The organism is Bdellovibrio sp. NC01, assembly GCF_006874625.1.
Taxonomy (GTDB): Bacteria; Bdellovibrionota; Bdellovibrionia; order Bdellovibrionales; family Bdellovibrionaceae; genus Bdellovibrio.
The window spans coordinates 1,216,041-1,241,250 of the sequence record NZ_CP030034.1 but is presented as its reverse complement, the minus strand read 5'-3'; the positions used below and the strand labels follow the sequence as shown (position 1 = coordinate 1,241,250).

Below are 25,210 nucleotides of genomic sequence, written 5' to 3'. Positions count from 1 at the left end.
ACTATACGCGGTTGTGAATCAAAGTTCTTACTTCATCTTCAAACACAACTTCGATTTTGTCTGTCATTGCGTCTTTGATGAAACCCAAACCGAATTTTGGATGTTGAAGTTTTGTGTTCTTTTCGAACTTAGACTTCATGTTGTAAGCAGCCGTCGCAGCACCTTCATTCGACATCAACATGTCGTATTCGTTGCGGTGGCTTGATTTGCGTGAGTTCAATGTTTGTTCACGTTTTTTCGCTGCAGCACCCGTCAATGGCTTGCCAGTGCGAGTTTGTGCTTTAGGAAGAGAATACGTTTTTTGTGAACCACAGATTTCACATTTGATCTTTGCTGACGTCGCTGTCGTGTGCGCTAGTACCACGTGGTATCTATCAGCATCACACTTCTTACAAAATGCAAAAAAAGATTTTGCGACGGGTGGCAGAGTATTCATCGTCATTTTTTTCTTCCTATCTAGTATTGTTGTTTCAATCTATAAATCATTAATTTTTCATCGAGCTTCTTTTGCGCAATTTCACCTGCACTTAAGAAGAAAGGTCCTTGCTCCATCTCAATTCGTCTTTGCAAGTCGACCATACTGTCTTCACTCTTTGGATCAATAAATGATCCCGTGGGACCGTAGGCTTCCAAGAAGGCAAGGTCAGGCTCTTTATTGAAGAACTTTTCCCAGCAATGAGTATTTACCTGTACACGATAAGTAATAGTTTTAGCATGAGAATGCACCGGAGCGTAAGCCCCAATCACCTCTAAATGCCCATAATGCGAGTGGAGTTTCAATGCTGGACTGCCCCATTGAGTCATCCCAGAACACTGCTCCACATTGGCATACCACAGACCAAAGGCTTTTGAGAGGAAGCCAAGCCCGTAAAACTGCTCTTCCTTCGGTAAAAGCGAGTTCACAGAGCACAGGTTGTGCGCAACCCATTCGCCCTTGTGCATTGTAGGAATGATGATAAAGAGCGACAAAGGCACCCAATCCATCTCATCCAAAGACTCAATGTGTTTAAGAATCGCAGAAGTTTTGATGGGAGAATTCGTCGCTGGGTGCTTTTTAGGATCTAAGACTTCGCGCACCATTTTAGAAAGTGCACGCGGACGAGCTGCAAAACCCGCCACAAAGCCCGGCATCACTGCACAGTCGTAAAACACCCAACGCGGCATCGCCATATTGGAAGGCCCGAAGGCACGCTCTTCGATCGAGTAAATACGATCGGCAAAAGCGATTTCTGTGATATCCAGTGGATCCTTAAAAATCGGTTGATGAGGAAACCAATTCAGACGATGTGCTGAGCCCGGTTGAGAAATTTCATTTTCATGGCGAACGAAAACATAAGGTCTAATGTCTTCGCTCTCGAGCCAAGCGGCTTTCTTCAGCAAATCAATCATCTAACGTCCTATCATTGTCTCTGGTCTGACTATCTTATCAAATTCTTCGCCAGAAAGGAGTCCAAGATTAATAGCTTCTTCGCGCAGTGTTGTGCCATTTTTGTGGGCAGTTTTGGCGATTTTTGCGGCATTATCGTAGCCAATGTGCGGATTCAAAGCCGTCACCAACATCAAAGAGTGCTCAAGATGTTTCTGAATTTGCTTTTTATTCGCCTCAATGCCACTCACGCAGTGATCCGTAAACGATTCACAGGCGTCAGCAAGCAAACGCACGGAATTTAGCACATTGAAAACAATAACTGGTTTGAAGACGTTCAGTTCAAAGTGACCTGTCGCACCACCCACTGTCACCGCAACGTGATTACCCATCACTTGCGCACAGACCATCGTCATAGCTTCGCTTTGAGTGGGATTTACTTTTCCAGGCATGATGGAACTTCCCGGTTCATTTTCTGGCAAGTGCAACTCGCCGATCCCACAACGTGGCCCTGACCCCAGAAGGCGAATGTCATTCGCGATTTTCATCAGCGACACGGCCGCTGAATTCAATGAACCACTGACCTCCACCAAGGCGTCATGAGTCGCCAAGGCTTCAAATTTATTTTCCGCCGACGTAAATGGAATTTTAGTTTCATTCGCGATCGCCTTTGCCGCTTCAACAGCAAATTTCGGATGCGTATTTAAACCCGTACCGACGGCCGTTCCGCCCAATGCCAGTTCTTGCAAATGTGGCAGAGTGTTTTTCACTCGTTGAATGCCATGTTTCATTTGCGTGGCGTAGCCCGAAAATTCTTGACCCAACGTAAGCGGCGTCGCATCCATCAAATGCGTGCGCCCGATTTTTACAATATCATTAAACTCTTTTTGTTTTTCTTCGAGTGCTTTCTGCAACTTCTGCATCATCGGAATCAGGCGATGATGAATTTGTTCTGCGACCGCGATGTGCATCGCCGTCGGGAATGTATCATTCGAAGATTGGCCTTTATTGACGTCATCGTTCGGATGAATTTCTTTGCTTGGCAGTTTAATGCCCATCATATCCATCGCGCGATTGGCGATGACTTCATTGGCATTCATGTTGGTCTGAGTACCCGACCCTGTTTGCCACACCACTAAAGGAAAATGTTCATCGAGTTTTCCCGCGATCACTTCATCGGCAGCCTTCACGATCACGTCGGTTTTTTTTGCATCTAATAAACCAAGTTGGTGATTTGTTTGCGCCGCACATTTTTTTAAAATGCCCAAAGCACGAATCATCTCGCGAGGAAAATGATCAGTCCCGATACGGAAATTTTCTTTGGAACGTTGAGTTTGTGCACCCCAGAATTTATCCGCGGGAACTTGCACCTCTCCCATTGTGTCTTTTTCGATTCGGAAACTCATTACGTCCTCCTGTTAACTATTCCAACATGGGCTTGGTCAGTTGGGTAAATCACGAGTTCTTGTATGTTAACATGCGCAGGTCGCGACACGCACCACGCGACAGTCTCTGCGATATCTTTGGCTTCCAATGGAGTCATGCCTTCATAAACTTTGTCGGCCTTGCTTTGATCGCCCAATCGGACAAGCGAAAACTCCGTATTCACCATGCCGGGCTCAATGTTTGTGACTCGCACATTCGTACCTAACAGATCCATGCGCATGCCTTCAGAAAGTGCACGCACGGCAAATTTAGTCGCACAGTAAACTCCACCACCTGGATAAGTCCAACGACCGGCGACCGAGCCGATGTTGACGACGTGGCCTGATTTCTTTTTACTCATATGCTCAAGAACGCCACGGCTTACGTGCAAAAGACCTTTGATATTTGTATCAATCATCACGTCCCAGTCGTCGACATTTGCGTCTTGCATTTTTTCAATTCCGCGAGCCAGGCCCGCGTTGTTCACCAGGACTTCGACGTGCGCCAAATCTGCATAGTGAGCTTTTAGAAATTGTTTTACTTCGTCTTTGTCAGAGATATCAAAAGTTGCGATTTTCGTTTCAATACGAGGAAACTTCGTGCGCAGATGGTTTTCTAGATTTTGCAGGCGTTCAAAGCGTCTGCCCGTGATGAAAAGTGAAAAACCGTACTCTGCCAAGGCCTCTGCCGTTGCCCAACCGATGCCTGAGCTGGCGCCTGTGATTAATGCCCATTTTGCCATATACACCTCAATGAATATGGTGAGCCTGTCAGAGGGGTTTGGGAAGCATTCTCGCACGGTGTTTTTAGATGACGTTACGCATTGCAATAACTAAGGCGTCCTACATTGGCTGTGGTATATACGAGGCATGAAATGTCCATGCGGTTCTCAAAAAGATTATAAGGAATGCTGCGCGCCTCTTCATGCGGGTGCAGCTAAAGCGGAAACAGCCGAAGCGTTGATGCGTTCTCGTTACAGTGCGTTTGCGAAAAATCAAATGCAGTACTTGAAGGACACGACTGATCCTCAAACTTTGCAAAACATCGACGAAGAAGCGAATCAAGAGTGGGCTGACCGCGCGAAGTTTTTAAAACTTGAAATTCTGAAGGCAGAAGAAAAAGGCACGAAAGGAACTGTTGAGTTCAAAGCTTTCTATTCTGTTGATGACGAAGAATACATCCATCACGAAGTAAGCACCTTCCGCAAACAAAATGGCGAATGGTTCTTTAAATCTGGAAAAGTAAAAGAGGCCAAAGCATGAAATATTGGTTGATGAAATCAGAGCCTGACGTTTTCTCTATCGATCAGTTGAAAAAAGATTCAACGACATGGTGGGAAGGCGTGCGCAACTACCAAGCGCGCAACTTCATGATGAAAGATATGGAAGTTGGCGATCATGTTTTATTCTATCACTCTAACGCCGAACCACCTGGTGTTGCCGGTCTTGCTGTCGTTTCAAAAAAGGCAGAGCCAGATAAACTTCAGTTCGATAAAAAATCTGAATATTTCGACCCGAAAGCGACGAAAGAAAAACCAATCTGGTATTGTGTTGAAGTGAAATTCGACAAAAAATTTCCTGAGTTAGTAAGTCTGCAAGAACTTCGCGACAACGAAAAGTTGCAAGACATGTTGGTGTTAGCGAAGGGCTCGCGTCTTTCGATTCAACCTGTTGATAAAAAGCACTTTGATATCGTTAAAAAAATGGGCGGCTTGTAGTTCATGTCAGCTTCGGATGTAAAACTGTTTTTAGCGCCGATGGAAGGTGTCGTGGATTGGGTAATGCGCGACACGCTGACACGTATTGGTGGAATTGACCAATGCGTGACGGAATTCTTGCGCGTTACAGATCGTTTACATCCTGAAAGTGTGTTCTATAAAAACTGTCCTGAATTAAAAACCGGATCGCGCACGCGCTGGGGGACTCCGGTGTTTGTGCAACTTCTTGGTGGTCATGCAGAGCCCCTAGCTTTGAATGCGCAACGTGCAGTCAAACTTGGCGCCTTGGGCGTTGATCTTAATTTCGGCTGCCCTGCTAAAACGGTCAACCGCCATGATGGTGGCGCAAGTCTTTTGAAATCGTGTGACCGCGTTTTTACGATCGTCGATACCGTTCGTAAAGCCGTTCCCGCACACGTTCCAGTGACCGCAAAAATTCGTTTGGGTTTTGACGATCCATCGAAATGTTTTGAAATTGCAAAAGCCGTTGAAGAAGCGAATGCCACGTGGTTAACAATCCACTGCCGCACAAAAACCGATGGTTACAAACCACCTGCGTATTGGGAATGGATTCCACAAATCAAAGAACGTTCGAAAATTAAAATTATCGCCAACGGCGAAATTTGGAACGTGCAAGATTTCAATCGCTGCCGTGAAGTCACAGCCTGCGATGAATTTATGATCGGCCGTGGGGTTCTTTCAAATCCTTTTATCTTTAATCAAATCAAACAAAGCTTGAATAACGAAACCGTTGAAACCATGAATTGGGAGCGCGCCAAACCGTTGCTACCACAGTTCTTCGACGCTTCCACTTTGTTTATCAACGACTACTTCGCAGTATCGCGCACCAAACAGTGGCTAAAAGCTTTGTCGCTTAAAAACCAAGAAGCCAAAGCCGTTTTTGATGAAATCAAAATCTTAAAAAAACCAGCCGAATTCAAAGCGGCCTTGCTCGCACGAGTCGCCCCAGCAGAAAATCCGGAATTGGTATTAGCTTAAGCTATTCGTATCTTAACGCTTCGATAGGATGCAAATCAGAGGCTTTTTTCGCTGGATAAATCCCAAACACAATTCCGATAAATGCTGAGAAGAAGAACGACAGCAAAACGGAATTAAGCGAAATCTGCATTGGCCACCCAAGGGCATTCGACAGGGCAACCGTTGCTGCCCACGCTAGGAAAATTCCAAGTAGGCCACCGATGACACTCACCACCACTGATTCAGTTAGGAACTGCATCAAGATATCGAATTTGCGTGCGCCGATAGCTTTACGTAAACCGATTTCGCGAGTTCTTTCTGTTACAGACACCAACATGATGTTCATGATACCGATACCACCGACCAACAACGAAATTGCTGCAATAGATGAAAGTAACAACGACATCGTCTTACTGCTTTCGCTTAATGCCGCTTGCAGATCCGCCATATTGAAGATCTGAAACGCATCTTCTTGTTGTGACACCGGCACGCGATGACGTTTATTCAGAACCTCTTTGATTGAATCTTGTACCGCGGTTAAATACTCAGGCTTCAAAACTTCGATATCAACAGAGTCGACATAGTCTTTCCCGAAGAGGCGATACATCCCCGTCTGCACTGGTATCACTACACGATCATCTTGGTCTTGTGGACCTTGAGCCCCTTTTTCTGGCAGAACACCGATGACCAAAAAATTGATACGATTGATTTTGATATATTCACCGACCGGATTTTTTTCGCCAAAAACTTCATGCGCTACTGTCAAACCGATGACGGCAACCAAAGCGCGTTTTTGATTTTCCGAATCTGAAAAGAAGCGCCCCGAGATCGGTTCAGAACTACGGATTTTTGCAAACGATGGTGAGACACCCATGATCGTCGTATTCCAGTTCTTATTCAAATACGTGACCTGACCACGACCTTGGACATTTGGTGCGACTTCTCTGATTTCGGGAATTTGGGTCTTTAGCGAAGCGACGTCATCCGTCGTGATGCGCACCCGCACGCCTGATTCTTGTGCGACCCCACCGACGCGAACATTCCCTGCCCGCAGAATCAATAAGTTTGAACCCAGCGAGGCCAATTGATTTTCAATCGCTTTCTGCGCACCATTGCCGAGCGCAAGCATCGCAACCACTGCCCCCACACCGATCAAGATACCCAACATTGAAAGAGCACTGCGAATTTTATTTGCTGCTAAAGTTTTGTAGCCTTGATGGAAATGTTCAATCAATTCACCAAAATGAAATTTTGAAAATAACGACTGTGTTGATTCATGCTTCGCCAAGCCTGGCAAAGGCTCTTTACGCTCGTCTGATTGTACTTCGCCATCACGCATGCGGATCAAACGTTTCGCTTGTTCGCCGATTTCTTCTTCGTGGGTGACAACGACAATCGTGATCCCTTGCGCATTCAGATCTTTTAAAATCTGCATGATTTCTTTTTCGCTTTTTGAATCCAAGTTCCCTGTGGGCTCGTCGGCGAAAATGATTTTAGGATTATTTATCAATGAGCGCGCAATAGCGACACGTTGTTGCTGACCACCTGACAATTCGTTCGGTTTATGATCCGTGCGAGTGCCCAAGCCCACTTTATCCAAAAGAACTTGTGCTTTTTCTAAATTAAAATTCTTTTGCGAATATAATAGCGGCAACGATACGTTCTGCCACGCTGGCATACGGGGTAAGAGATTAAATTGCTGGAAGATAAAACCGATTTCGTCACGACGAAGAATTGCCAACTCATCTTCAGATAATTTAGAAACTTCGCGACCATGAAGTTTGTAAGAACCTTCTGTCGGCACGTCCAATAAACCTAAGATGTGCATCAATGTCGATTTGCCCGATCCCGAAGGTCCCATGATTGCAACGAAGTCGCCATCGTCGATCGTCAGGCTGACTCCACGTAGAGCATCCACGCGAGTATCACCCATTTGATAAGATTTTCGGACGTTGCGAATTTCAATCATAATAAGCCTATCTTCTTGGAGGACGTGCTCCACCCATTGGCGAGAATGGATTTGAACCCTTCTTACCATCACGACTTAATTTAACTTCCGCGATCATGACAGTTTCGCCTTCGCTTACACCGTCCGTCACTTCAGTATTACGGCCATCTGTTGAACCTACAGAGACATCACGCTGCTGAGGTTTGCCATCAGGCCCCGCAACCATCACCAGGGTACGACCATCTTGAACCTTGATAGATTCGCTTGGAATCAACAAAACATCTTTCTTTGATTCGATAAAGAAAGTCACATTTGCCGTCATACCACTTAACATTGTCGGTGGCGCTTTTTGGGGAAGAACGTCAACGATGTAAGTCGTCACGCTATTCACGGTTTTCGCATCAAACGCAATTTGATCCACGGTCGCATCAATTTTTTGTCCCGGATAGGCATCCAAAACAATTTGTGCTTTTTCTTTCAATTTGATTTGCGAAATGTCGGTCTCATCAACCTGCGCTTTTACGGTCAGGCGATCTGACATTGTGAAAATCGCATCGGTGTTCGTGAACGTTTGACCTGGTTCAACACTTCGTAAAATCAAAGTCCCCGAAATTGGCGCCATGATCGGTGTTGCCAAATAAAGTTCAGACCAGCGTTTGTATTCCTCAGCTCCTTTTGATCGGGCCGCATCAAGCATCGCCGCGCGTTCGGACGACGACATCCATGCGATCACTTGACCTTTCACAAGCTTCTGACCTTCTTTAACTAAAACCGATTCCATGCGTCCTGCAACGGGAGCTTTGATCTCTAAGCGGTTTTCGGGTTGCACAGTTCCTGTCGCAAGAATTGTGATTTCCAGGTCACCCTTCTTCGCTTCCACACGACGGTAAGTGACTGTTTCTTTTTTTGTTGAACGATAATAGATGAAGCCACCCGCAGCGACAGCCAATACAACAACACCGATTATGATTTTAGCTTTTTTAGACATCTTGCTGTTCTGGTTCATTGATTGACTCATTGAATAGCTCCGGTTCCTTGTGCTTGTTCCCAAGCTGCTTCTGCGACAATGCGATCTCGTTTAGATTGAAGATATGTTTTGGTCTTTGTGATCAAATCGTTTTCGATGATATCCCAATCGTCGAACGTCAAAAGACCATTGTTATATTTAGAGCGCGCAATTTCAGCACGTGTTTTCGCAGCGCTCAAGAACGCTTCGTTCACTTTCAAATCAGCGACCGCCTCTTGATAAGAAGTGAAAGCTTTTTTGAGAGTCGAAAGCAGCGAACGCTCAACGCTAGTCAAATTACTCTTTGCTGCATACAAAGACGACGTCGCACTTTTTGTACTGTAATAATCGCGACCACCATTGAAGAGTGGCACCGACAATGTGGCGCCCACTGCCCAACGATCATTATCAGGGAAAAACTGTTCATCAAGTTTACCCACCGAACCGGTTAAATTTAACGTCGGAAAGAAACTTGATTTTGCAGACGTCACACTGGCTTCAGAAACATCGACCTGCGCCACCGATTGCAAACGTGTTGGCGTTGTCATCGCGATCTGTTGATAATCAGGATCTTTATCTGCGGGCTCACGCAAAGGAATATCGTCTTTCACATCGACAACTCTGTCGCCATCAAGTCCCAAGACCTTTTGCAAATCACTTTCGCTTGTTTCACGACCGTGTGCCGCTTTTAACAGATCGGATTTAGATTGTAACAAGTAGGCTTGCGAAAGCATCAAAGAACCTTTGTTCTCGCGACCACTTTCGAAACGCAGCTCTACCATGCGTAAGTTGTCTTCACGACGTTTTAAGAAGTCTTTCGTGATTTTTTCTGCATCTTTCGCATAAAGCAAATAAGCATAGGCAACTTTAAGATCGTAGCTTGCTTTTGCTTTTGTGATAGCCAGAGATGCTTCCGACACGCGGGCTTGCGCTTTTGCCGAATCCACCTTCGCAACATCAGCAAAGCCGTTAAAGATGTTTTGTGAAGCATTTAAAGTCGCGGAATAAGAGCTGCCACCCGTTGAACCATTATCAGGATCATTCGGACCTGTTTGCGAATATCCCAATGAACCCGAAAGCTGTGGATAATAAGTTCCGCGATAACTGTCGATCGTAAATTTTGACGATTGCAGATTTTGCTCGGAAGAACGAATATCCGCATTGTTTTGTTTTACCAAATCCACAGCTTGCTGGAAGGTATAAACTTCTTGCGCATTCGCAAAAGAAATTGCCAGCGAAGTGAGAGTGAATAAGAAGCTTGATTTGCGAGGGAACATGCCAACCTCTTTCTTACTTCTTAATTAAGCTCTGTGCTGGCATTTTTGTCAAATCACGGCGAGTCTGTTTTTATATTTTGGGATTATGGAAACACTATTGAATCAACGTGTTAAAACGGACGATAATTCGAATTAATTCCCTGCTTCTGCAAACTCTTGTTGAAGTCTTGCAAAGCCTCTGAAAACTTTTGCTCAATCAACTTGCGCTCTTGCGTAGAAAGCTTCACCGCGGTGTTCTCGCCCATCAGAAGCTTCACGGCGCCGGAGTTCAATGTCTGCGTTCTCATATCGAGACCAAAGGTAAGGCCTTGAAGTTTGCGTGGTTCCATCACGGAACCTAATGATGAACGCAACAATTTCTCCACACTTTCACCATGAGTACTGAGCATGTTTCGAGTTGTGGAATCGGCAATGCCATCTTCAATAAATGCAAGGCGGAACTTGCCAGAATATTGACTGTTTGCAAGACCACTTAAAATTTTTGTTTTATCCGTTTCATTCAAAGGTTTTACCGCAATCGCAACGCAGTCATCCCCTGAGCACACGGTTTTTAACTTACCCGGATCGACGGATTGACGAACCACATCTTCAAAGTATTTTTTCTGCGCCTGGAAATTTGCAGTCACGACTTTTTCAGCCTTGCGCGTTTCTTCAAGGACCTGATCTAAGTTTTTCGAACGAGCCAACGCGTCTGCCGTGCCCTTCATATTGGAAGCGCCAAGGCCAATCACGTCAGCAGACAAGCCCCCCTGAGAGGCTTCTCCTAAATGCGCGACTTCCCGTTTAGGCACAAAGATACCTGGTGAAAATTCATCCGAAGTTTTGACATAGGTCTGCAATTCTTTGACGGTCGCTGGTGAAAGCTCTGACAAAGCATAACGTTGTGACAACGCCGACTTAATCTTATCATCATTACCCATGTTCTTTCGAACGATATCAAAGACGTCAGAATCAAAAGTCTTCCCATCCACAGCGGAGGTATTACGCAATTGCGTTTGTAAAGATTGGCGACTGCTTTCAATCGAATTCAATTTCGTCGTCAGATCATTATTCAATTTAGACTGCGCATAACTTTGTAGTTCATTCGACTCGGCCATGCGTGAATAACGAGCAGCCACGTTGGCCTGCTCAGCCGACTGGCCCGTGCCAGCTCGGAACCACGTTTCAGCGGTATCGCCTTCACGAAGGATTTTTTCTGACTTCACATAATCGGTGAATTCTTTATTGGCGTCTTTAAAGATCGCTTGCAGACGCTTATCCAAATCTGCCGGAATTTTTCCTGAAAATGCAAAACGCGAAGATTTGAAATCCGAATACGAATCAATCACCAGATCCGGGAACTGTTTTTTTAGATCCTCGATCTTATCGAATAAGATCTTCTTGTGATAGTTCGTTAAACTTGTGACCAGATTTTTATCTTTCAAAGTATCGTTCAAAACTTTTAACTGACTGTTCTCGACATCAAGGAACTTCGTCTTGGAAGCGACGCCCTTTTCCGCAACTGAAATCCATTTTTCATTCTGTGCAACTGACGTCGGGGAATATTCCAAATATGTTTTAACTAAGTTTTCACGCGATAAGCCAGCGGTGCGTAGTGCAGCTCCGGCCTTTTCGGTCTCTTCTGCACGCGCGGCAATTTTTTCAGCCGTCATCGCTTTGGCGGTTGCACCGACTAAGCGCGCTCCCTTGAATACAGCACCGAACAGAAGTGTTGGATCGATGACGTTACCAATCGCATAACAAGCCATCTCGGCCTGGACGACGGGACGATAACACGCAAACTTGCGATATTCTGTTTCGATTTTTTCACGAACCATCGCTTTCATATCCGCGATTTTATCAATCTGCGCTGGCGTCAAAGGCGTCGTTGGCGCCTTTACGCCCATTCTGCCCGGCGCACGATCAAGCGACGCCTGCCACGCTTTCATGTCTTGTGCTTCAACGTACAAAAAAGCTGCGGAGTATTTGTTCAATTGTTCATCAGAAAGATTTTTATAACGGTGATCATCTTTCACTAAATCACGCTTACACGAAAGAGACTTGTTACACTGCTTGATAAACTGGTTACGATCTTTGACGCTATTCTTGAAGCTTTCCCAACTGCTGTCGATGAATTCACCCAAAGACACAGCCATATCTTTCATCGCTTTGCCAGTATCGACGATCGAATTTTTATAACCACGCAAACACGCGATCTCTTCGTTGTTCTGGTAATCCTCTTCAGCCTTGCATTGATCTTCAAAGCCACAACTGCGAATGGAATCTTTCATCTCTGGGAACTGTCTTCCTAACTCTTCACACCCCAGGGTTTGTATTTGCATCTCGCACTGAGCGACCGCAAGTTTACGCATTTCTTGAGTCTGCGATGAACAGGATTTTGTTTGCATGCACAAGACAGACAAGCCAGATGGATAAGATCCAATGGAAATACCCGGAAGACTGACTAGAATTAAGGCCAGCAAATGAACAAGAAACAAATAAGACTCCTTGATCGCTTGTCGGCAGCTCCGCATCGTAATGAAGTCTTAATCAAGCAGCTAGACCATTTTCTGATACGCATTTTTATCGCTGCACAAATACAGGATGGCATCATCTGTCCCCGAATGTAGAGTCAGTGCTAGAAACTCATCACTGGAGGCTTCCCATGAAAAGATTCGCGGCTGCCTTATCAATGGCAGTATTCCTGGTTTCTCCTCTGCTTCGTGCTGACGATACAGCAGACAGAATCAAAGAACTTAAATACGAAATTCTGCAAATTGCTTTTGATGCCCAAGGTGAATTTGATACCGATGACAACAGCGTTGAAGTTCGCCAAAAATTGGATCCCTTAGTTGATGAGCTTGCGAGTCTCGTTCCGGCACGCACAGAGCAAGAAAAACTGATCGACGTCATCGGCACTTGGTATCAAGTCTGGGCCGATGGTCCCGGAGGTCAACCCGGCATGGGCGCACGTGCGGATTCAATTTGGCAAGTTGTCTTTCCAGAGGGCTACTACTGGAACGTTGCCCGCGATCAATATGGTGAAGCAAAAAATATGGGTTATTTGCGCGGCAAATTCACTGTTGGCGATAACGCTCTTAATATCGAATTTACCAAAGCCGTTACAAACCCCGACTGGAGCTATTCAGAACCGACACGCCTTGCCATGTTAGCAGAATTTGGAGCATTCGATAAAAACCCTGCTCCACCAGAGCAAAGCCCCATTGGCAAAAAAGGAATTCTGCAAAACGTTTACGTCGATGAAGATATTCGCATCGTGCGTGGCGGCGGTGGCGACTTCGGAAATAATACGTATTTATATATTCTTGAAAGAGACTAGCAGCGTATAAAGTTGCATCAGGCGGAAAAATTACTATGATGGGGCCTCGAAAAGAGGTTCCTGTTTTATGCGTATGAAACTCCTGTTCGTTCTTGCAACTGCATCCCTAGCACTTACATCTTGCATCACCAAAAATGCTCAAGTAAAAAAAGAGCCGGTGAAAAAAGAGACTCAATCCGTTCAGCAAGATCCTTATCTTTATCTTGAAGAAGTTGAAGGCAAGAAAGCCCTCGAGTTTGCAAAAGCCGAGAGCAAACGCACTGTCGCTCATTTCAAAAAAGATCCAAACTTTAATTCTATCAAAAAAGATTTAACCAAGATTGCTTTAGCCGATGATCGTCTACCGCAAGTTTATTTGATGAACGGCGAAGTTTATAATTTCTGGCAAGACAAGAAGCACACGCGCGGCATCTGGCGCAAAACTTCTGTTGAAGAGTTTAAAAAAGAAAAACCGCAGTGGAATGTCCTTCTTGATCTTGATGCTTTAGCGAAAAAAGAAAATGAAAACTGGGTGTGGGCCGGTGCGGATTGCTTGCCGCCTAAAAACACACGTTGCCTGATTTCACTTTCTCGTGGTGGTAAGGACGCAAAGGTCACGCGCGAGTTTGATTTAACGTCTTTGAGTTTCGTAAAAGACGGCTTCTTCCTTCCTGAAGCGAAAAGTTATGCGACGTGGATCGATCAAGACACTCTTTACGTGGGCACAGACTGGGGTGCTAATTCTTTGACGGATTCAGGCTACCCGATGATTTCAAAAATTTTGAAACGCGGTCAGGCTTTGAAAGACGCGAAAGAAGTATTCCAAGGTAGCAAAAAAGACATGAGTGCTTCAACATTCACGTACTTTACGCCAAAGAAAAACTATATCTTCCACTTCCGTACAATTTCATTCTATGAAAACGAAGTTTGGTATGAAGACGAAAAAGGTGTCAGAACTTTGCTACCTGTGCCGACAAGTGCCGATTTTTCTGGCGTGTTTGATGACTACTTCTTATTCCTGTTGCGCGATGACCTTAAAACCAACACGCGCATGATTCCTGCGGGAAGCTTAGTGGCGTTACCAGCGCAACGGTTGAAACTTAAAGAAAAAGCTTTGGATTTCTTGGACATTTTGTTCACACCCAAAGCAAAACGTTTCTTAAGTCACGTTGGTATCAGCAAGACGGCAATTTATTTGAATTTGAATGATAACGTTCAAGGCAAAGTCGCACGCATCACCCGTCAAGAAACTGGCAGCTGGCAACTTGCGGATTTGAATCTTGGTAACAAAGGTGTTGCACGCGCTTATTCAAATGACGCCTTTGATGATGCCTTCTTGGTTAATTACACGGACTTCCTAAGTCCTTCGGCAATTTATCTTGGTATGCCTGCGGATAAAAATTCAGACTGGGCGTTGTTGAAGTCAGCTCCACCGCGCTTTAATTCGGCTGAAATGACAGTTGATCAAAAAGAGGCGAAAAGCAAAGACGGCACGATGATTCCGTACTTCATCATTCATAAAAAGAACATGAAGTTGAACGAAAAGAATCCAACGCTCATGTACGGCTACGGCGGTTTCGAAAGCCCGATCCTGCCCTACTATCTTGATAGCATCGGCAAAGTTTGGATTGAGCGTGGCGGCGTTTTTGTTGTAGCAAACATCCGTGGTGGTGGCGAGTTCGGTCCATCATGGCATCAAGCTGTGCTTCGTGAAAATCGCACGAAAGTTTACGATGACTTCATCGCAGTCGCAGAAGATTTGATTAAATCAAAGATCACAAATGCGGGACATTTAGGAATTCAAGGTCGATCTAATGGTGGGCTTTTAACTGGCGCCACGGTCGTCCGTCGTCCTGACTTGTTCAATGCAGCTCTTGTTGAAGTGCCATTGCTTGATATGCTTCGCTATCACAAGTTGCTAGCGGGTGCGAGCTGGATGGAAGAATACGGCAATCCCGACGACGCGAAAATGCGAGAAGCTATCTTGCAGTACTCCCCTTATCAAAACGTGAAAGCTGACAAGAAATATCCAGAAATCTTCTTTATGACGAGCACTAAGGATGACCGTGTTCATCCAGGACACGCGCGCAAAATGGTCGCACGCATGAAAGAACAAGGACACAAAGTTTACTACTACGAAAACACAGAAGGTGGTCACGCAGGCAATGCGAATATCAAACAGAAAATTCTGTGGAACACACTAGAGTATACTTACTTGTGGCAGAAGTTGGGCCCGGCTCCTAAATAGTAGGAGCTTCGGCTTTTTGGAAGATCCAATAAGGACTTCTTGATTTAAGCAATTGCAATTTGAAATGGTCCGCGATCCACTTCATCGTTTTTTCTGAAAAGAAAGTGACGTGGGTCAGATCGCGTCTGTAATACCAATCATGGAATGCGGCCTCACCCTTGTGGGATGAAGTCATGATCGCCAGGATTCCTCCTGGCTTTAACATCTTCAACATCTTGATGATTTCAATGCGTGGTTCATGCAAGTGCTCCCACACCTCTGTTGATGTGATGATGTTATAGCTTTTGCGAAGAGCATCTTGATCGGGATGATAGAAAAGGTCGTAATTTGTGACGCGGAAGTTTTTTTCCGTCAGCCAATTTCCTAAGAAGGCCGTAGGACCGCAGCCAAAATCAAGAATGCTAGTATCAACCGGATCACGTTTCACATTTTTCGTAAATTGCTCGACATCCTTCACCAAAGGCTCAAGGAAAGCGCGATAGCCTTTCATATCTTCGTTTTGATGGTGATCATAACGAGACTTCTCTTGGGAAGACGTCAGGCGCTCTGCCGGATTCATAAAGATCAGGTCGCAGAAGGCGCAGTGAAAATAGCTCTTTTCGGGCTTCTTAATCACATTAAATGGCGCTGTATGAGGAGCCTGACACAATAAACAATCCATACCTGACTTTTTCCTAATAAAGTGTTAAGGTCAAGGCTATAGACCTACTCCGGCTTTGTCGGAGTACATAAATAACCTCGAGGTAATTATGGCGCAAATCACAATTTACAAGAAGAATCCATGCCCGTATTGCGACCGTGCAGTGAATTTCCTTAACGGAAAAAATCTGACTTACGATCTTATCGATCTGACAGACAAGCCAGAAGAAATCGACCGCATCAAAGCGGAAACTGGTTGGAGAACTGTACCTATCATCTTGATCAACGGCAAACTGGTTGGTGGCTACACGGACCTGAAAGCCCTTGATGATGAAGGCAAATTAGACGCGATGTTGGCAGGGAATTAATCCCTTACATTTTGCGGAAAATAAAAAGGATCTGGCTTCGCGCTAGATCCTTTTTTTTTATTTCTAAGTTTTTGATTCACGGTAGTTCTATTGTCGCAATTCCGTTCGCGCCGACATCTCATGCGGGACCGAGAAGAATTTTTCAACACCTTCGATCATCTGATCTGTGTTCTGCGCTTTTGCGCACACGCTTGTTAAGGCATTTCCAAAAGGCAGCCACACCGATGTCGTTCTGACATAGAAACGCACTTTGCGCATGGCTTTATCTTCGCCGAAAAACTGAACGGATTTTTTAATCAAACTCACTAAAACTTTTCCGTATTCAGCGCCCTCTTCTTCTGGAGTGCTTGGAGCGCGCAAACCTTCTTTGCCTGCAGGTGCAGAAAAACCAAGACGCTCACCCAATTGCCACATCATCCACGGACGAGCCGCTAGAGCGCGACCGGCCATCGCCATATCGCAACCCGTTTCTTCAAGCATGGCGATCACATCGTCAGACGTTTGCACGTCTCCATTGCCGATCACTGGAAAGTCGACAGCTTTGTGCAGTTGTTTGATTTGTTCCCAGTCCGCAGAGCCACGGCGTTTTTGTGCCGCCGTTCGCGGATGCAAACACACCCACGCAGCACCAGAATTTCTTAAACCTTGTACGAACGTCAAAAGTTCATCGAATTCTTTGGTGCTACCAACGGCACGCAACTTCACACTGACTGGCACCGTAGAATTTTTGACGGTCATGCGCACAACTTCTGCCGCATATGATGGATCACCCATAAGTGCCACGCCGTAATTATGCTTCAACGCTTTTTGCACGGGACAGCCCATGTTGATATCAATCGCTTCGGCACCCCACTCGATCAAACGTTTGACGGTTTTTGCGATGGGTTCTTCTTCATTGCCAAGAATTTGCGGAACTAGTCCCGTTTCAGATTCCGAGCGCATTGTTTCAGGTGTGGTTTCGAGATTTTCATCGGGCACTCGACGCGAGTTCAACATCTCTGTCGGCCAGATCGTAAAGGCATCGGACGGCAAGTATTCGCGAATCACTTCGCGCAATGCCACGTGAGTCAGCCCCACCATGGGTGCCAAACACAACGGAAAATTCACTTTGCCATCTAGAATCGGACGATGCAGTCCCAATTTACGATTCATATCACCTAACTAACATCTTAAACAAAAAACGGAGACCTGTTAAAGCCTCCGTTTGCATTTACTCTTCAGCTCCTGCCGAAGATTTAAATATATTTTTCGTACTACGCTGCTTTTGGAGCAAACATGTCTGGGGCGAATTGCTTCAACAATTCAAACGCACCGAACATCACGCCTGTGAAAAACAAGTCGCCATAGATTTGATTATCGAAGAACGGAATCGCAGCTACGTAACAAGTCACAAGGCCTTGGAAAGATTTTGCATACATTGCTTCTGTCATCCACACACCGAAGTTTGAAATCAAGAAAAACACAGAGCTTGCAACCAAAGACGCCGTCGCCAAACGCATCGGGCTTCTTGTGTTACCACGAAGAGACCAGCCCATCATCACGATCAACACGAATGGTACATAAACGAAAACCATCGTTGGGTGAAATCCCAAAACCAAATCACTCAAGAAAAGTGCGGCAAGAGGAATCACCATCGAAAGACGTTTAGATGGGAAGTAAGCTCCACCAAACAAAGCTGTTGCGCCGATTGCAGTGAAGTTCCAAGGATGCGGGATCATACGAGTGAAAGCCGCGCCTAGAACCATCAAAACCAATGTCATAAGTGTAGTTGTGCGTGTAGTCATACGGCCGACGCTATCACTTATTCATACGGTTGTCTACCAACTCTTGGACCACACTTGGGTCCGAAAGAGTTGTCGTATCACCTAATTGATCAGGATGATTTTCTGCAATTTTTCGCAAAATGCGACGCATGATTTTCCCTGAGCGAGTCTTCGGTAAGCCCGGCGCCCACTGAATAAGATCTGGTGTGGCAATAGGACCGATCTCTGTACGAACCGTTTGTACCAGCTCCTTCTTTAGATCCTCAGAGGCCACTTCACCGGCCTTCAATGTCACAAACGCGTAAATGCCTTGGCCTTTGATATCGTGCGGATAACCGACCACCGCTGCTTCAGCGACACGATTGTTTGCCACCAATGCCGACTCAATTTCTGCCGTTCCAATACGGTGCCCCGACACATTGATCACGTCATCGACACGGCCTGTGATCCAATAGTAACCATCTTCATCACGACGACAACCATCACCCGAGAAATAATACCCAGGATAAGCAGAGAAATAAGTCTCTTGAAAACGATCATGATTTTTAAATACTGTGCGCGCCTGACCCGGCCAAGAATCTGCAATCACAAGGATGCCGTCACCAGCTCCTTGAACTTCTTTTCCTTCTAACGTCAAAATTTTCGGCTGCACACCAAAGAATGGCAACGTCGCCGAACCTGGTTTCGTAGCAATCGCACCCGGCAAAGGAGTGATCATATGACCACCCGTTTCTGTCTGCCACCATGTATCCACGATAGGACAACGAGAATCCCCCACCACATCGTAGTACCATGCCCACGCTTCAGGATTGATAGGTTCACCGACTGTTCCTAAGATTCGCAAAGTTTTTCGCGACGTCTTTTTCACCGGCGCATCCCCTTCACGCATCAATGAACGAAGGGCCGTTGGCGAAGAATAGAAAATAGAAACTTTGTGCTTATCAACCACTTCCCAAAAACGTGATGACGTCGGATAATTCGGCACACCTTCAAACATCAAAGAAGTCGCGCAGTTTGCAAGCGGACCGTAAACCACATAACTGTGTCCCGTCACCCAACCGACATCCGCTGTACACCAATAAATATCTTTATCGTGATAATCGAAAACATCTTGATGAGTCATTGCCGCCCACAATAAGTATCCACCCGTTGTGTGCAGCACACCTTTTGGTTTGCCCGTCGAACCCGACGTATAAAGAATGAAAAGCGGATCTTCCGCATCCATTTTTTCTGGCTCACAAGTCTCATCGACCGTTGGGGCAATTTCGTGATACCAAATATCACGACCGGCTTTCATATCGATATTGATTTCAGCGTATTTCACGACCAAAACTTTTTCGACCTTGTCCGTTTTCAAGCAGGCCTTATCGATGTTCTCTTTAAGCGCAAGGGATTTACCACCACGATAACCACCGTCAGCAGTAATCACGAATTTCGATCCACCATCTTCAATACGGTCAGCGATCGAATCAGGAGCAAAACCACCAAAGATCACAGAGTGAATAGCACCGATACGCGCGCATGCTAACATCGCGTAAGACGCTTCCAAAATCATTGGCATGTAGATCGTCACCACATCGCCTTTTTTCACGCCCATTTTTTTAAGGACATTGGCAAAGCGACTGACCTCTTGGTGCAGTTGACGATAGGTGATTTTTTTTGAAGGAGTTTCTGGGTTGTCAGCTTCCCAGATCAGCGCGACTTTATCAGGATTTTTTGCCAAGTGACGATCGATACAGTTGTAGGCAACGTTTAGTTTTCCGCCTTGGAACCATTTGATGCTCACAGGTTTTTTGAAACTTGTGTCTTTAACCTTTGTCCACTTTTCAAACCAATCAAGACGGTTCGCTTGCTCTGCCCAAAATTTTTCTGGATCTTTCACTGACGCCTCATACATTTCTTTGTATTTCTTTTCAGTGATGATCGCAGTTTTCGCGATATCGGGATTGATGGGATAAATCTCTTTATGCATAGACACCTCAATGCGCTTTAACTTTTGCTCATCGTCATATGAACAAATAATTCCTGGTTACTGACAGATTCGCCGAGCAAACATTCTACTTAAATCCTAGTCCTGTTCGCTTAAGGGTCAATTGCTAAATGGCTTGTTCTCGAATTACAAACTCGTCAACTGTCTGCACTCAGGTTGGAGTTTCGTCCGCAGGCGTTGCTCTGGTGGCGGATGCTCACGCAGAAAAAGAAAAGGCCGAAGTTTCCTTCGGCCTTTTAAGTTTAACATTTTGCAAAGCTGATTAGTTTACATCTTTGTAGTCAGCGTCGATAACGTCGTCGTTACCTTTGTTGTCTGAAGATGCTTCGCCGCCACCTTGCTCTTGTTGGCCTTCTGCACCTGGTTGAGCACCTTGTTTTTTGTACAAGTCAGAGCTCAATTTGTGAGTCAAGTTTTGCAATCTTTCGAATGCACCTTTCAACTCTTCAGTGCTTGCCGCTTTATTCTCAAGAACTTTTTTCGCTTCACCGATAGCGTCGTTTGCAGACTTCACTTCAGCTTCAGGCAATTGCGCACCAGAATCTTTGATCAACTTCTCAGTTTGGTAAACCAAGTTGTCGAGGTTGTTTCTTTGTGTCGCAGCCTCTGCTTTGTTTTTGTCTTCTTCAGCGTGGCCTTCAGCATCGCGAACTGCCTTTTTGATTTCCTCTTCAGACAAACCACTTTGTGCAGTGATTTTGATCTGCTGAGTTTTACCAGAAGACATGTCTTTCGCAGATACGTGCAAGATACCATTCGCATCGATATCGAAAGTCACTTCAACTTGAGGAACACCACGTGGTGCTGGTGGAATGCCCACTAGCTCGAAGCGGCCCAAAGTTTTGTTGTCGCCAGCCATCTTACGTTCACCTTGAAGAACGTGGATGTCTACCGCAGGTTGGTTGTCTGCTGCTGTCGAGAACACTTGTGATTTCTTAGTAGGAATCGCCGTGTTGCGCTCGATCAACGCAGTCATCACACCACCCAAAGTTTCGATACCAAGTGAAAGCGGAGTTACGTCAAGCAACAACACGTCTTTCACGTCACCAGCCAAGACACCACCTTGTACAGCGGCACCTACTGCAACCACTTCGTCAGGGTTCACAGTGCGGTTTGGCTCTTTACCGAAGAAATCTTTTACTGCTTTTTGGATTGCAGGGATACGAGTCGAACCACCCACCAAGATGATTTCGTCGATATCGCTTGCTTTCAATCCAGCGTCAGCAAGAGCTTTACGGCAAGGCTCCATAGAGCGTTTTACTAGGTCTTCAGTCATCTGATCAAATTTCGCACGCGAAAGTTTGATTTGAAGATGTTTAGGACCTGTTTGGTCAGCCGTGATGAATGGCAAGTTGATTTCTGTTTCTTGTGCAGATGAAAGTTCGATTTTCGCTTTCTCTGCCGCTTCTTTCAGACGTTGCAAAGCCATTTTATCGTTTTTCAAATCGATAGCTTGGTCTTTTTTGAATTCTGAAATCAACCATTCCAAGATCACTGTATCGAAGTTGTCACCACCCAAGTGAGTGTCACCGTTTGTAGCGCGCACTTCGACAACACCATCACCTACTTCAAGAACTGATACGTCGAACGTACCACCACCGAAGTCGTAGATAGCGATTTTTTCTTCTTTTTTCTTATCAAGACCGTAAGCAAGCGCTGCTGCTGTTGGCTCATTGATAATACGTTTTACATCAAGACCCGCGATACGGCCGGCATCTTTTGTTGCTTGTCTTTGAGCATCGTTGAAGTAAGCAGGAACAGTCACAACTGCTTCTGTTACTGGTTCGCCCAAATAGTCTTCTGCGACTTTTTTAAGTTTCGCTAGAACCGCTGCACCGATTTCTTCTGGAGAAACCGTTTTACCTTGAACCTTGAATGCACAGTCATTGCCTTTTGCAACCACAGTGTAAGGAACAAGTTTAATCTCTTCTTGAACTTCATCAAATCTGCGACCGATGAAACGTTTTGCAGAGTAGATTGTGTTTTCAGGATTTGTTACAGCCTGACGTTTTGCGATTTGACCAACAAGACGATCACCGTCTTTTGTGTACGCAACAACAGATGGAGTGGTACGCGCACCTTCTTCATTCACGAGAACTTTAGGTTCGCCACCTTCCATAATCGCGACGCATGAGTTCGTCGTTCCTAAGTCGATACCAATAATTTTACCCATTACCTTCTCCTATCTAAAAATCACTTATTAAAATCTCTAAATTTAAATCTTCAAAAGCTATCTATTTTAGGAATCTCAAAACTGAATTTTCTAAAATATATCTATATATAGCTAAAACAAATGTGGGTTCCGAATTGCCTTCGTCAAGGTCGGGACCTCACTTTTTCCATGACAGGTTTTTAATAAATAAAATCAATATGTTACACGAGTTTAACTAGTGTTGGAGAGCAGCTTGCGCCATTATGACTGCTCGCTCCTCTCTTACAAATAAAACTGATTTTATTTAAGCCCCTCTATGGCCCTGGCGCAACCCTTCATGCCCAGGGTCTTTTTTTTGCCACAAAATAAGCCTATTTTTTGCGACCGAACAGGCTGCCCTCGCCCTTCACATCGAGACCGCGAGCTTTCGCAATCTCACGCAATGCTTTCTCTTCGTCTTTATGCAATTTGTCTGGGAACTGCACATTGACGTGGAAGTAAATATCGCCCCGACGACTGCCACGCAATGAAGGCAAACCTTCGTGCGCAAGCTTGATGTTGTCACCAGGATGCGCGCCTTTTGGAATTTCCAATTTCGCTTTTCCTGTTACTGTCGGCACTTCGATTTCGGCACCCAACAACATTTGTACGTACGGTACTGAAAGCTCTGCGAACAGATCCTCACCGCGACGTTCAAAGTTATTATGCGGTTTCACGCGAATCTCGACATAAAGATCGCCCGGAGGTCCGCCCATGTAACCGCCTTCACCTTCAGTTGCGACTCTTAAGCGAGTGCCAGTGTCGACTCCTGGAGGAATGTTCAGACGGATTTTTTTGTGTTGGGCTTTACGGCCTTTGCCTTTGCACGACTTGCACGGATTTTTTACGACTTGGCCTTTTCCGTGACATGTTGGACACGTCGATGCCATCGCAAAGAAACCTTGCTGACGCACGACTTGCCCCGAGCCATTACACATCGGGCACGTGTCTGGATGAGTGCCTTTTTCAGCGCCCGTTCCTTTACACTCACCACAATTTTCATCGGTATCAAATTCGATTTCTTTTTCTAAACCAGAGATCACATCTTTCAACGTGACTTCAGTGACGTAGCGCAAATCTGATCCACGACGTGGACCATTTTGTTGACGAGCTCTTTGTTGGCCACCGCCACCAAAGAAGTCGCCAAAGATATCACCGAAGTGCGAGAAAATATCGTCGACGTCTTGGAAGCCACCGCCACCTCCACGCCCACCGCTGAATGCTTGATGACCGAAACGATCGTACTGCGCACGCTTTTGTGGATCGCTTAGAATTTCGTAAGCGCCTGCGGCCTCTTTAAATTTTTCTTCAGCTTCTTTATCGCCCGGGTTTTTATCAGGATGAAACTGCATCGCAAGCTTGCGGTAAGCTTTTTTAATAGCATCAGCTTCTGCGTCACGGGCAACGCCTAAAATTTCGTAGTAATCTCTTTGCGCCATAGCATGACAAAATATGGTGACGAATCAGCCCAGGTCAAGCTGCGGGTCAGATTCTTCGAGGAAGATGCTGTGAATTTGTGCAATTGCGTTTCGCGTTACAACGCGACTGGAATATTCAGACTATTTTTGAGTCTTTTTCATCGCTTCGATCTTGTCTTCGAGGCGTTTGATGATCGTCGGATCTTGTTCGCTGTCCTTCATTTCCTGAAGCAGCTGCTGCGCTAAATCGAGCTCGCCATTGTCAGAATAAAGACGACCCGCAAGCGCAAAAACCCACGGTGGCGCGCCGTTTTGCCCGGCTTGGATCAGCAACTCTGCCGCACGCTTTTTGTCTTTTACTTCGTAAAGGTAGTGGTAGGCTGCGCGGTAAAGAATAGGCCAATCATGTGGAAAGGCTTTAACACCTTTATCGAAAATTTTTGTGGCGCCATCAATATCAGAAATTAAAACTGTTAGAGCCAAACCACCTGCCGCATAAGGGATGCGAAAGTGCGGAGAAAGGCTCGTCGTCGCATCTAGCATGCGAAACAACCAAGAATCGTTTTTGCAAACATTGCCAGCTTCCGGCTGATCACAATAATCGAAATCTTGAATTGTGCGAATCCAAAAAACATCCGCGATAATTTCGTTATAACCAAAACTAAGATGTTCAATCATCGGTGGCGGCGAAATAAGTTGGCGCGAGCGAGACGATATTTGGTTTGTTGTAAGCTGAGTCGCGACCACAAGGCCCAAAGCAAAAATCCCAAGCACCAGGCTTGGGATTTTAAAGTAGAATCTTTGAAAGGATTCAGCTTGAACCATGTTATTGGATCGCAGGGCTTTGATTCAAAAGAACTTTACTGTCGTTGATTGACCAACCATCAGTCACGTTATTAGTCGTGATAACAGCAGCTGCAGTCGCTGTGAAAGCAGTTGCAGTCAATGAAGAAACAGAAGCACCTGTATCAGATGAAGTTGGTGGAGCTTGGTTAGATGCACCATTAAGAACTGTACAGCCAGAGCCGCCCGCAGAAGTCGTAACTACCGTACCACCAGTACCACAATAAGCTACTGTTGTTCTGCTCGCACCACGGCCTGTTGGAACTGTTTGGAAACCATTCGCAGTACCAGCATCAGTCGTTGAACCACTGAAACCAACGTTATATCTCAATTGACCCTCTGGAGAGTAACCAATCGCACCAAACATTGAGTGATAAGCAGTATATTCAGCATAGAAAGCTTTTTCTGATGTGTACAAAGAAGACAAATTCGTCTTAGCCTCAGTTTGACGAGCTTTTGCAATATACTTCTGAATATTAGGAATAGCGATAGACGCAAGTACACCGATGATTGCGACAACAACCATCAATTCTACAAGCGAGAAACCGCGTTGAGACGTTCGAGACGAGTGATTCATTAGAAGACCTCCATGGTTCTTTTTCTTTCAAAAATGTCTAACTACAATAGTGTGTCAAAATTAAATTCTAAATGCAATACGCCGTCTCATATATGAGCCTAAAAATATAGACATGTTTACATAATACTAATTTTATTATTTCTCTAGAGCGTACTCTC

The 25,210-nt window shown here is 45.4% G+C and carries 22 protein-coding genes; 6 read left to right on the top strand and 16 right to left on the bottom strand.

The annotated features are described in order from the left end of the window. Position 1: 1 nt before the first annotated feature. The 4 genes from DOE51_RS05950 to DOE51_RS05935 are packed head-to-tail and all read right to left on the bottom strand — an operon-like array spanning position 2 to position 3,533. Complete coding sequence (locus tag DOE51_RS05950) at positions 2-442, bottom strand: hypothetical protein (protein ID WP_142695644.1); 441 nt, start codon at positions 440-442, stop codon at positions 2-4. Positions 443-456: 14 nt separating this feature from the next. Continuing rightward, a complete protein-coding gene (locus DOE51_RS05945) occupies positions 457-1,389 on the bottom strand; it encodes a hypothetical protein (RefSeq protein ID WP_142695643.1) in 933 nt (310 codons plus the stop codon). After that, positions 1,390-2,772: a class II fumarate hydratase gene (fumC, locus tag DOE51_RS05940; RefSeq protein WP_142695642.1), complete on the bottom strand. Its 1,383-nt coding sequence runs from the start codon at positions 2,770-2,772 to the stop codon at positions 1,390-1,392. Continuing rightward, positions 2,772-3,533, bottom strand: coding sequence for an SDR family NAD(P)-dependent oxidoreductase (locus DOE51_RS05935; RefSeq protein WP_142695641.1), 762 nt, complete (start codon positions 3,531-3,533; stop codon positions 2,772-2,774). The genes fumC and DOE51_RS05935 overlap by 1 nt, the downstream gene beginning before the upstream one ends. Positions 3,534-3,660: 127 nt before the next feature. Between DOE51_RS05935 and DOE51_RS05930 the strand changes: the two genes are divergently transcribed. The 3 genes from DOE51_RS05930 to DOE51_RS05920 are packed head-to-tail and all read left to right on the top strand — an operon-like array spanning position 3,661 to position 5,507. After that, positions 3,661-4,053: a YchJ family protein gene (locus tag DOE51_RS05930; RefSeq protein WP_142695640.1), complete on the top strand. Its 393-nt coding sequence runs from the start codon at positions 3,661-3,663 to the stop codon at positions 4,051-4,053. Next, positions 4,050-4,508 carry an EVE domain-containing protein gene (locus tag DOE51_RS05925; RefSeq protein ID WP_142695639.1) on the top strand — a complete coding sequence of 153 codons (459 nt, stop codon included), beginning with the start codon at positions 4,050-4,052 and terminating at the stop codon, positions 4,506-4,508. The genes DOE51_RS05930 and DOE51_RS05925 overlap by 4 nt, the downstream gene beginning before the upstream one ends. A gap of 3 nt (positions 4,509-4,511) precedes the next feature. Continuing rightward, positions 4,512-5,507, top strand: coding sequence for a tRNA-dihydrouridine synthase (locus DOE51_RS05920; protein ID WP_142695638.1), 996 nt, complete (start codon positions 4,512-4,514; stop codon positions 5,505-5,507). 1 nt (position 5,508) lies between these two features. Here DOE51_RS05920 and DOE51_RS05915 read toward each other — a convergent pair whose 3' ends face one another. The 4 genes from DOE51_RS05915 to DOE51_RS05900 form a co-directional block, all read right to left on the bottom strand. Continuing rightward, positions 5,509-7,455: an ABC transporter permease gene (locus tag DOE51_RS05915; protein WP_142695637.1), complete on the bottom strand. Its 1,947-nt coding sequence runs from the start codon at positions 7,453-7,455 to the stop codon at positions 5,509-5,511. A gap of 7 nt (positions 7,456-7,462) precedes the next feature. Continuing rightward, complete coding sequence (locus DOE51_RS05910; protein WP_246845416.1) at positions 7,463-8,452, bottom strand: efflux RND transporter periplasmic adaptor subunit; 990 nt, start codon at positions 8,450-8,452, stop codon at positions 7,463-7,465. Next, positions 8,449-9,717, bottom strand: a complete 1,269-nt coding sequence (locus tag DOE51_RS05905; RefSeq protein WP_142695636.1) for a TolC family protein — start codon at positions 9,715-9,717, stop codon at positions 8,449-8,451. The genes DOE51_RS05910 and DOE51_RS05905 overlap by 4 nt, the downstream gene beginning before the upstream one ends. A 110-nt stretch (positions 9,718-9,827) precedes the next feature. Beyond that, positions 9,828-12,194 carry a hypothetical protein gene (locus DOE51_RS05900; RefSeq protein ID WP_246845414.1) on the bottom strand — a complete coding sequence of 789 codons (2,367 nt, stop codon included), beginning with the start codon at positions 12,192-12,194 and terminating at the stop codon, positions 9,828-9,830. Between the two features lie 167 nt (positions 12,195-12,361). Between DOE51_RS05900 and DOE51_RS05895 the strand changes: the two genes are divergently transcribed. Together DOE51_RS05895 and DOE51_RS05890 are read left to right on the top strand one after the other, a co-directional pair. After that, positions 12,362-13,036 carry a PAP/fibrillin family protein gene (locus tag DOE51_RS05895; protein ID WP_142695635.1) on the top strand — a complete coding sequence of 225 codons (675 nt, stop codon included), beginning with the start codon at positions 12,362-12,364 and terminating at the stop codon, positions 13,034-13,036. Positions 13,037-13,103: 67 nt separating this feature from the next. Further along, entirely contained in the window at positions 13,104-15,263 is a 2,160-nt protein-coding gene (locus DOE51_RS05890) for a prolyl oligopeptidase family protein (RefSeq protein WP_246845413.1), read from the top strand. Here DOE51_RS05890 and DOE51_RS05885 read toward each other — a convergent pair. Continuing rightward, positions 15,256-15,924 carry a class I SAM-dependent methyltransferase gene (locus tag DOE51_RS05885; RefSeq protein WP_142695634.1) on the bottom strand — a complete coding sequence of 223 codons (669 nt, stop codon included), beginning with the start codon at positions 15,922-15,924 and terminating at the stop codon, positions 15,256-15,258. The two genes, DOE51_RS05890 and DOE51_RS05885, sit on opposite strands and share 8 nt — an antisense overlap. A gap of 88 nt (positions 15,925-16,012) precedes the next feature. Between DOE51_RS05885 and DOE51_RS05880 the strand changes: the two genes are divergently transcribed. Then, positions 16,013-16,270: a glutaredoxin domain-containing protein gene (locus tag DOE51_RS05880; protein WP_142695633.1), complete on the top strand. Its 258-nt coding sequence runs from the start codon at positions 16,013-16,015 to the stop codon at positions 16,268-16,270. A gap of 87 nt (positions 16,271-16,357) precedes the next feature. Here the strand turns inward: DOE51_RS05880 and DOE51_RS05875 are convergent, their stop codons facing one another. The 7 genes from DOE51_RS05875 to DOE51_RS19395 form a co-directional block, all read right to left on the bottom strand. Further along, on the bottom strand, positions 16,358-17,422 hold the full coding sequence (locus DOE51_RS05875) for a tRNA-dihydrouridine synthase family protein (protein WP_142695632.1): 1,065 nt from the start codon (positions 17,420-17,422) through the stop codon (positions 16,358-16,360). Between the two features lie 101 nt (positions 17,423-17,523). Further along, positions 17,524-18,054 (bottom strand): DUF6580 family putative transport protein, encoded by a 531-nt coding sequence (locus DOE51_RS05870; protein WP_142695631.1) that lies wholly within the window; start codon positions 18,052-18,054, stop codon positions 17,524-17,526. A 13-nt stretch (positions 18,055-18,067) separates the two neighbouring features. Next, positions 18,068-20,005: an acetate--CoA ligase gene (gene acs, locus DOE51_RS05865; RefSeq protein ID WP_142695630.1), complete on the bottom strand. Its 1,938-nt coding sequence runs from the start codon at positions 20,003-20,005 to the stop codon at positions 18,068-18,070. A gap of 280 nt (positions 20,006-20,285) precedes the next feature. Beyond that, positions 20,286-22,196, bottom strand: coding sequence for a molecular chaperone DnaK (gene dnaK, locus DOE51_RS05860; protein WP_142695629.1), 1,911 nt, complete (start codon positions 22,194-22,196; stop codon positions 20,286-20,288). Between the two features lie 350 nt (positions 22,197-22,546). Next, entirely contained in the window at positions 22,547-23,653 is a 1,107-nt protein-coding gene (gene dnaJ, locus DOE51_RS05855) for a molecular chaperone DnaJ (RefSeq protein ID WP_142695628.1), read from the bottom strand. Between the two features lie 120 nt (positions 23,654-23,773). Then, the gene (locus DOE51_RS05850) at positions 23,774-24,457 is read right to left on the bottom strand and encodes a M48 family metallopeptidase (RefSeq protein WP_246845411.1); all 684 of its coding nucleotides are present in this window, start codon (positions 24,455-24,457) and stop codon (positions 23,774-23,776) included. A 1-nt stretch (position 24,458) separates the two neighbouring features. Then, the gene (locus DOE51_RS19395) at positions 24,459-25,052 is read right to left on the bottom strand and encodes a type IV pilin protein (RefSeq protein ID WP_142695627.1); all 594 of its coding nucleotides are present in this window, start codon (positions 25,050-25,052) and stop codon (positions 24,459-24,461) included. Positions 25,053-25,210 lie beyond the last annotated feature (158 nt).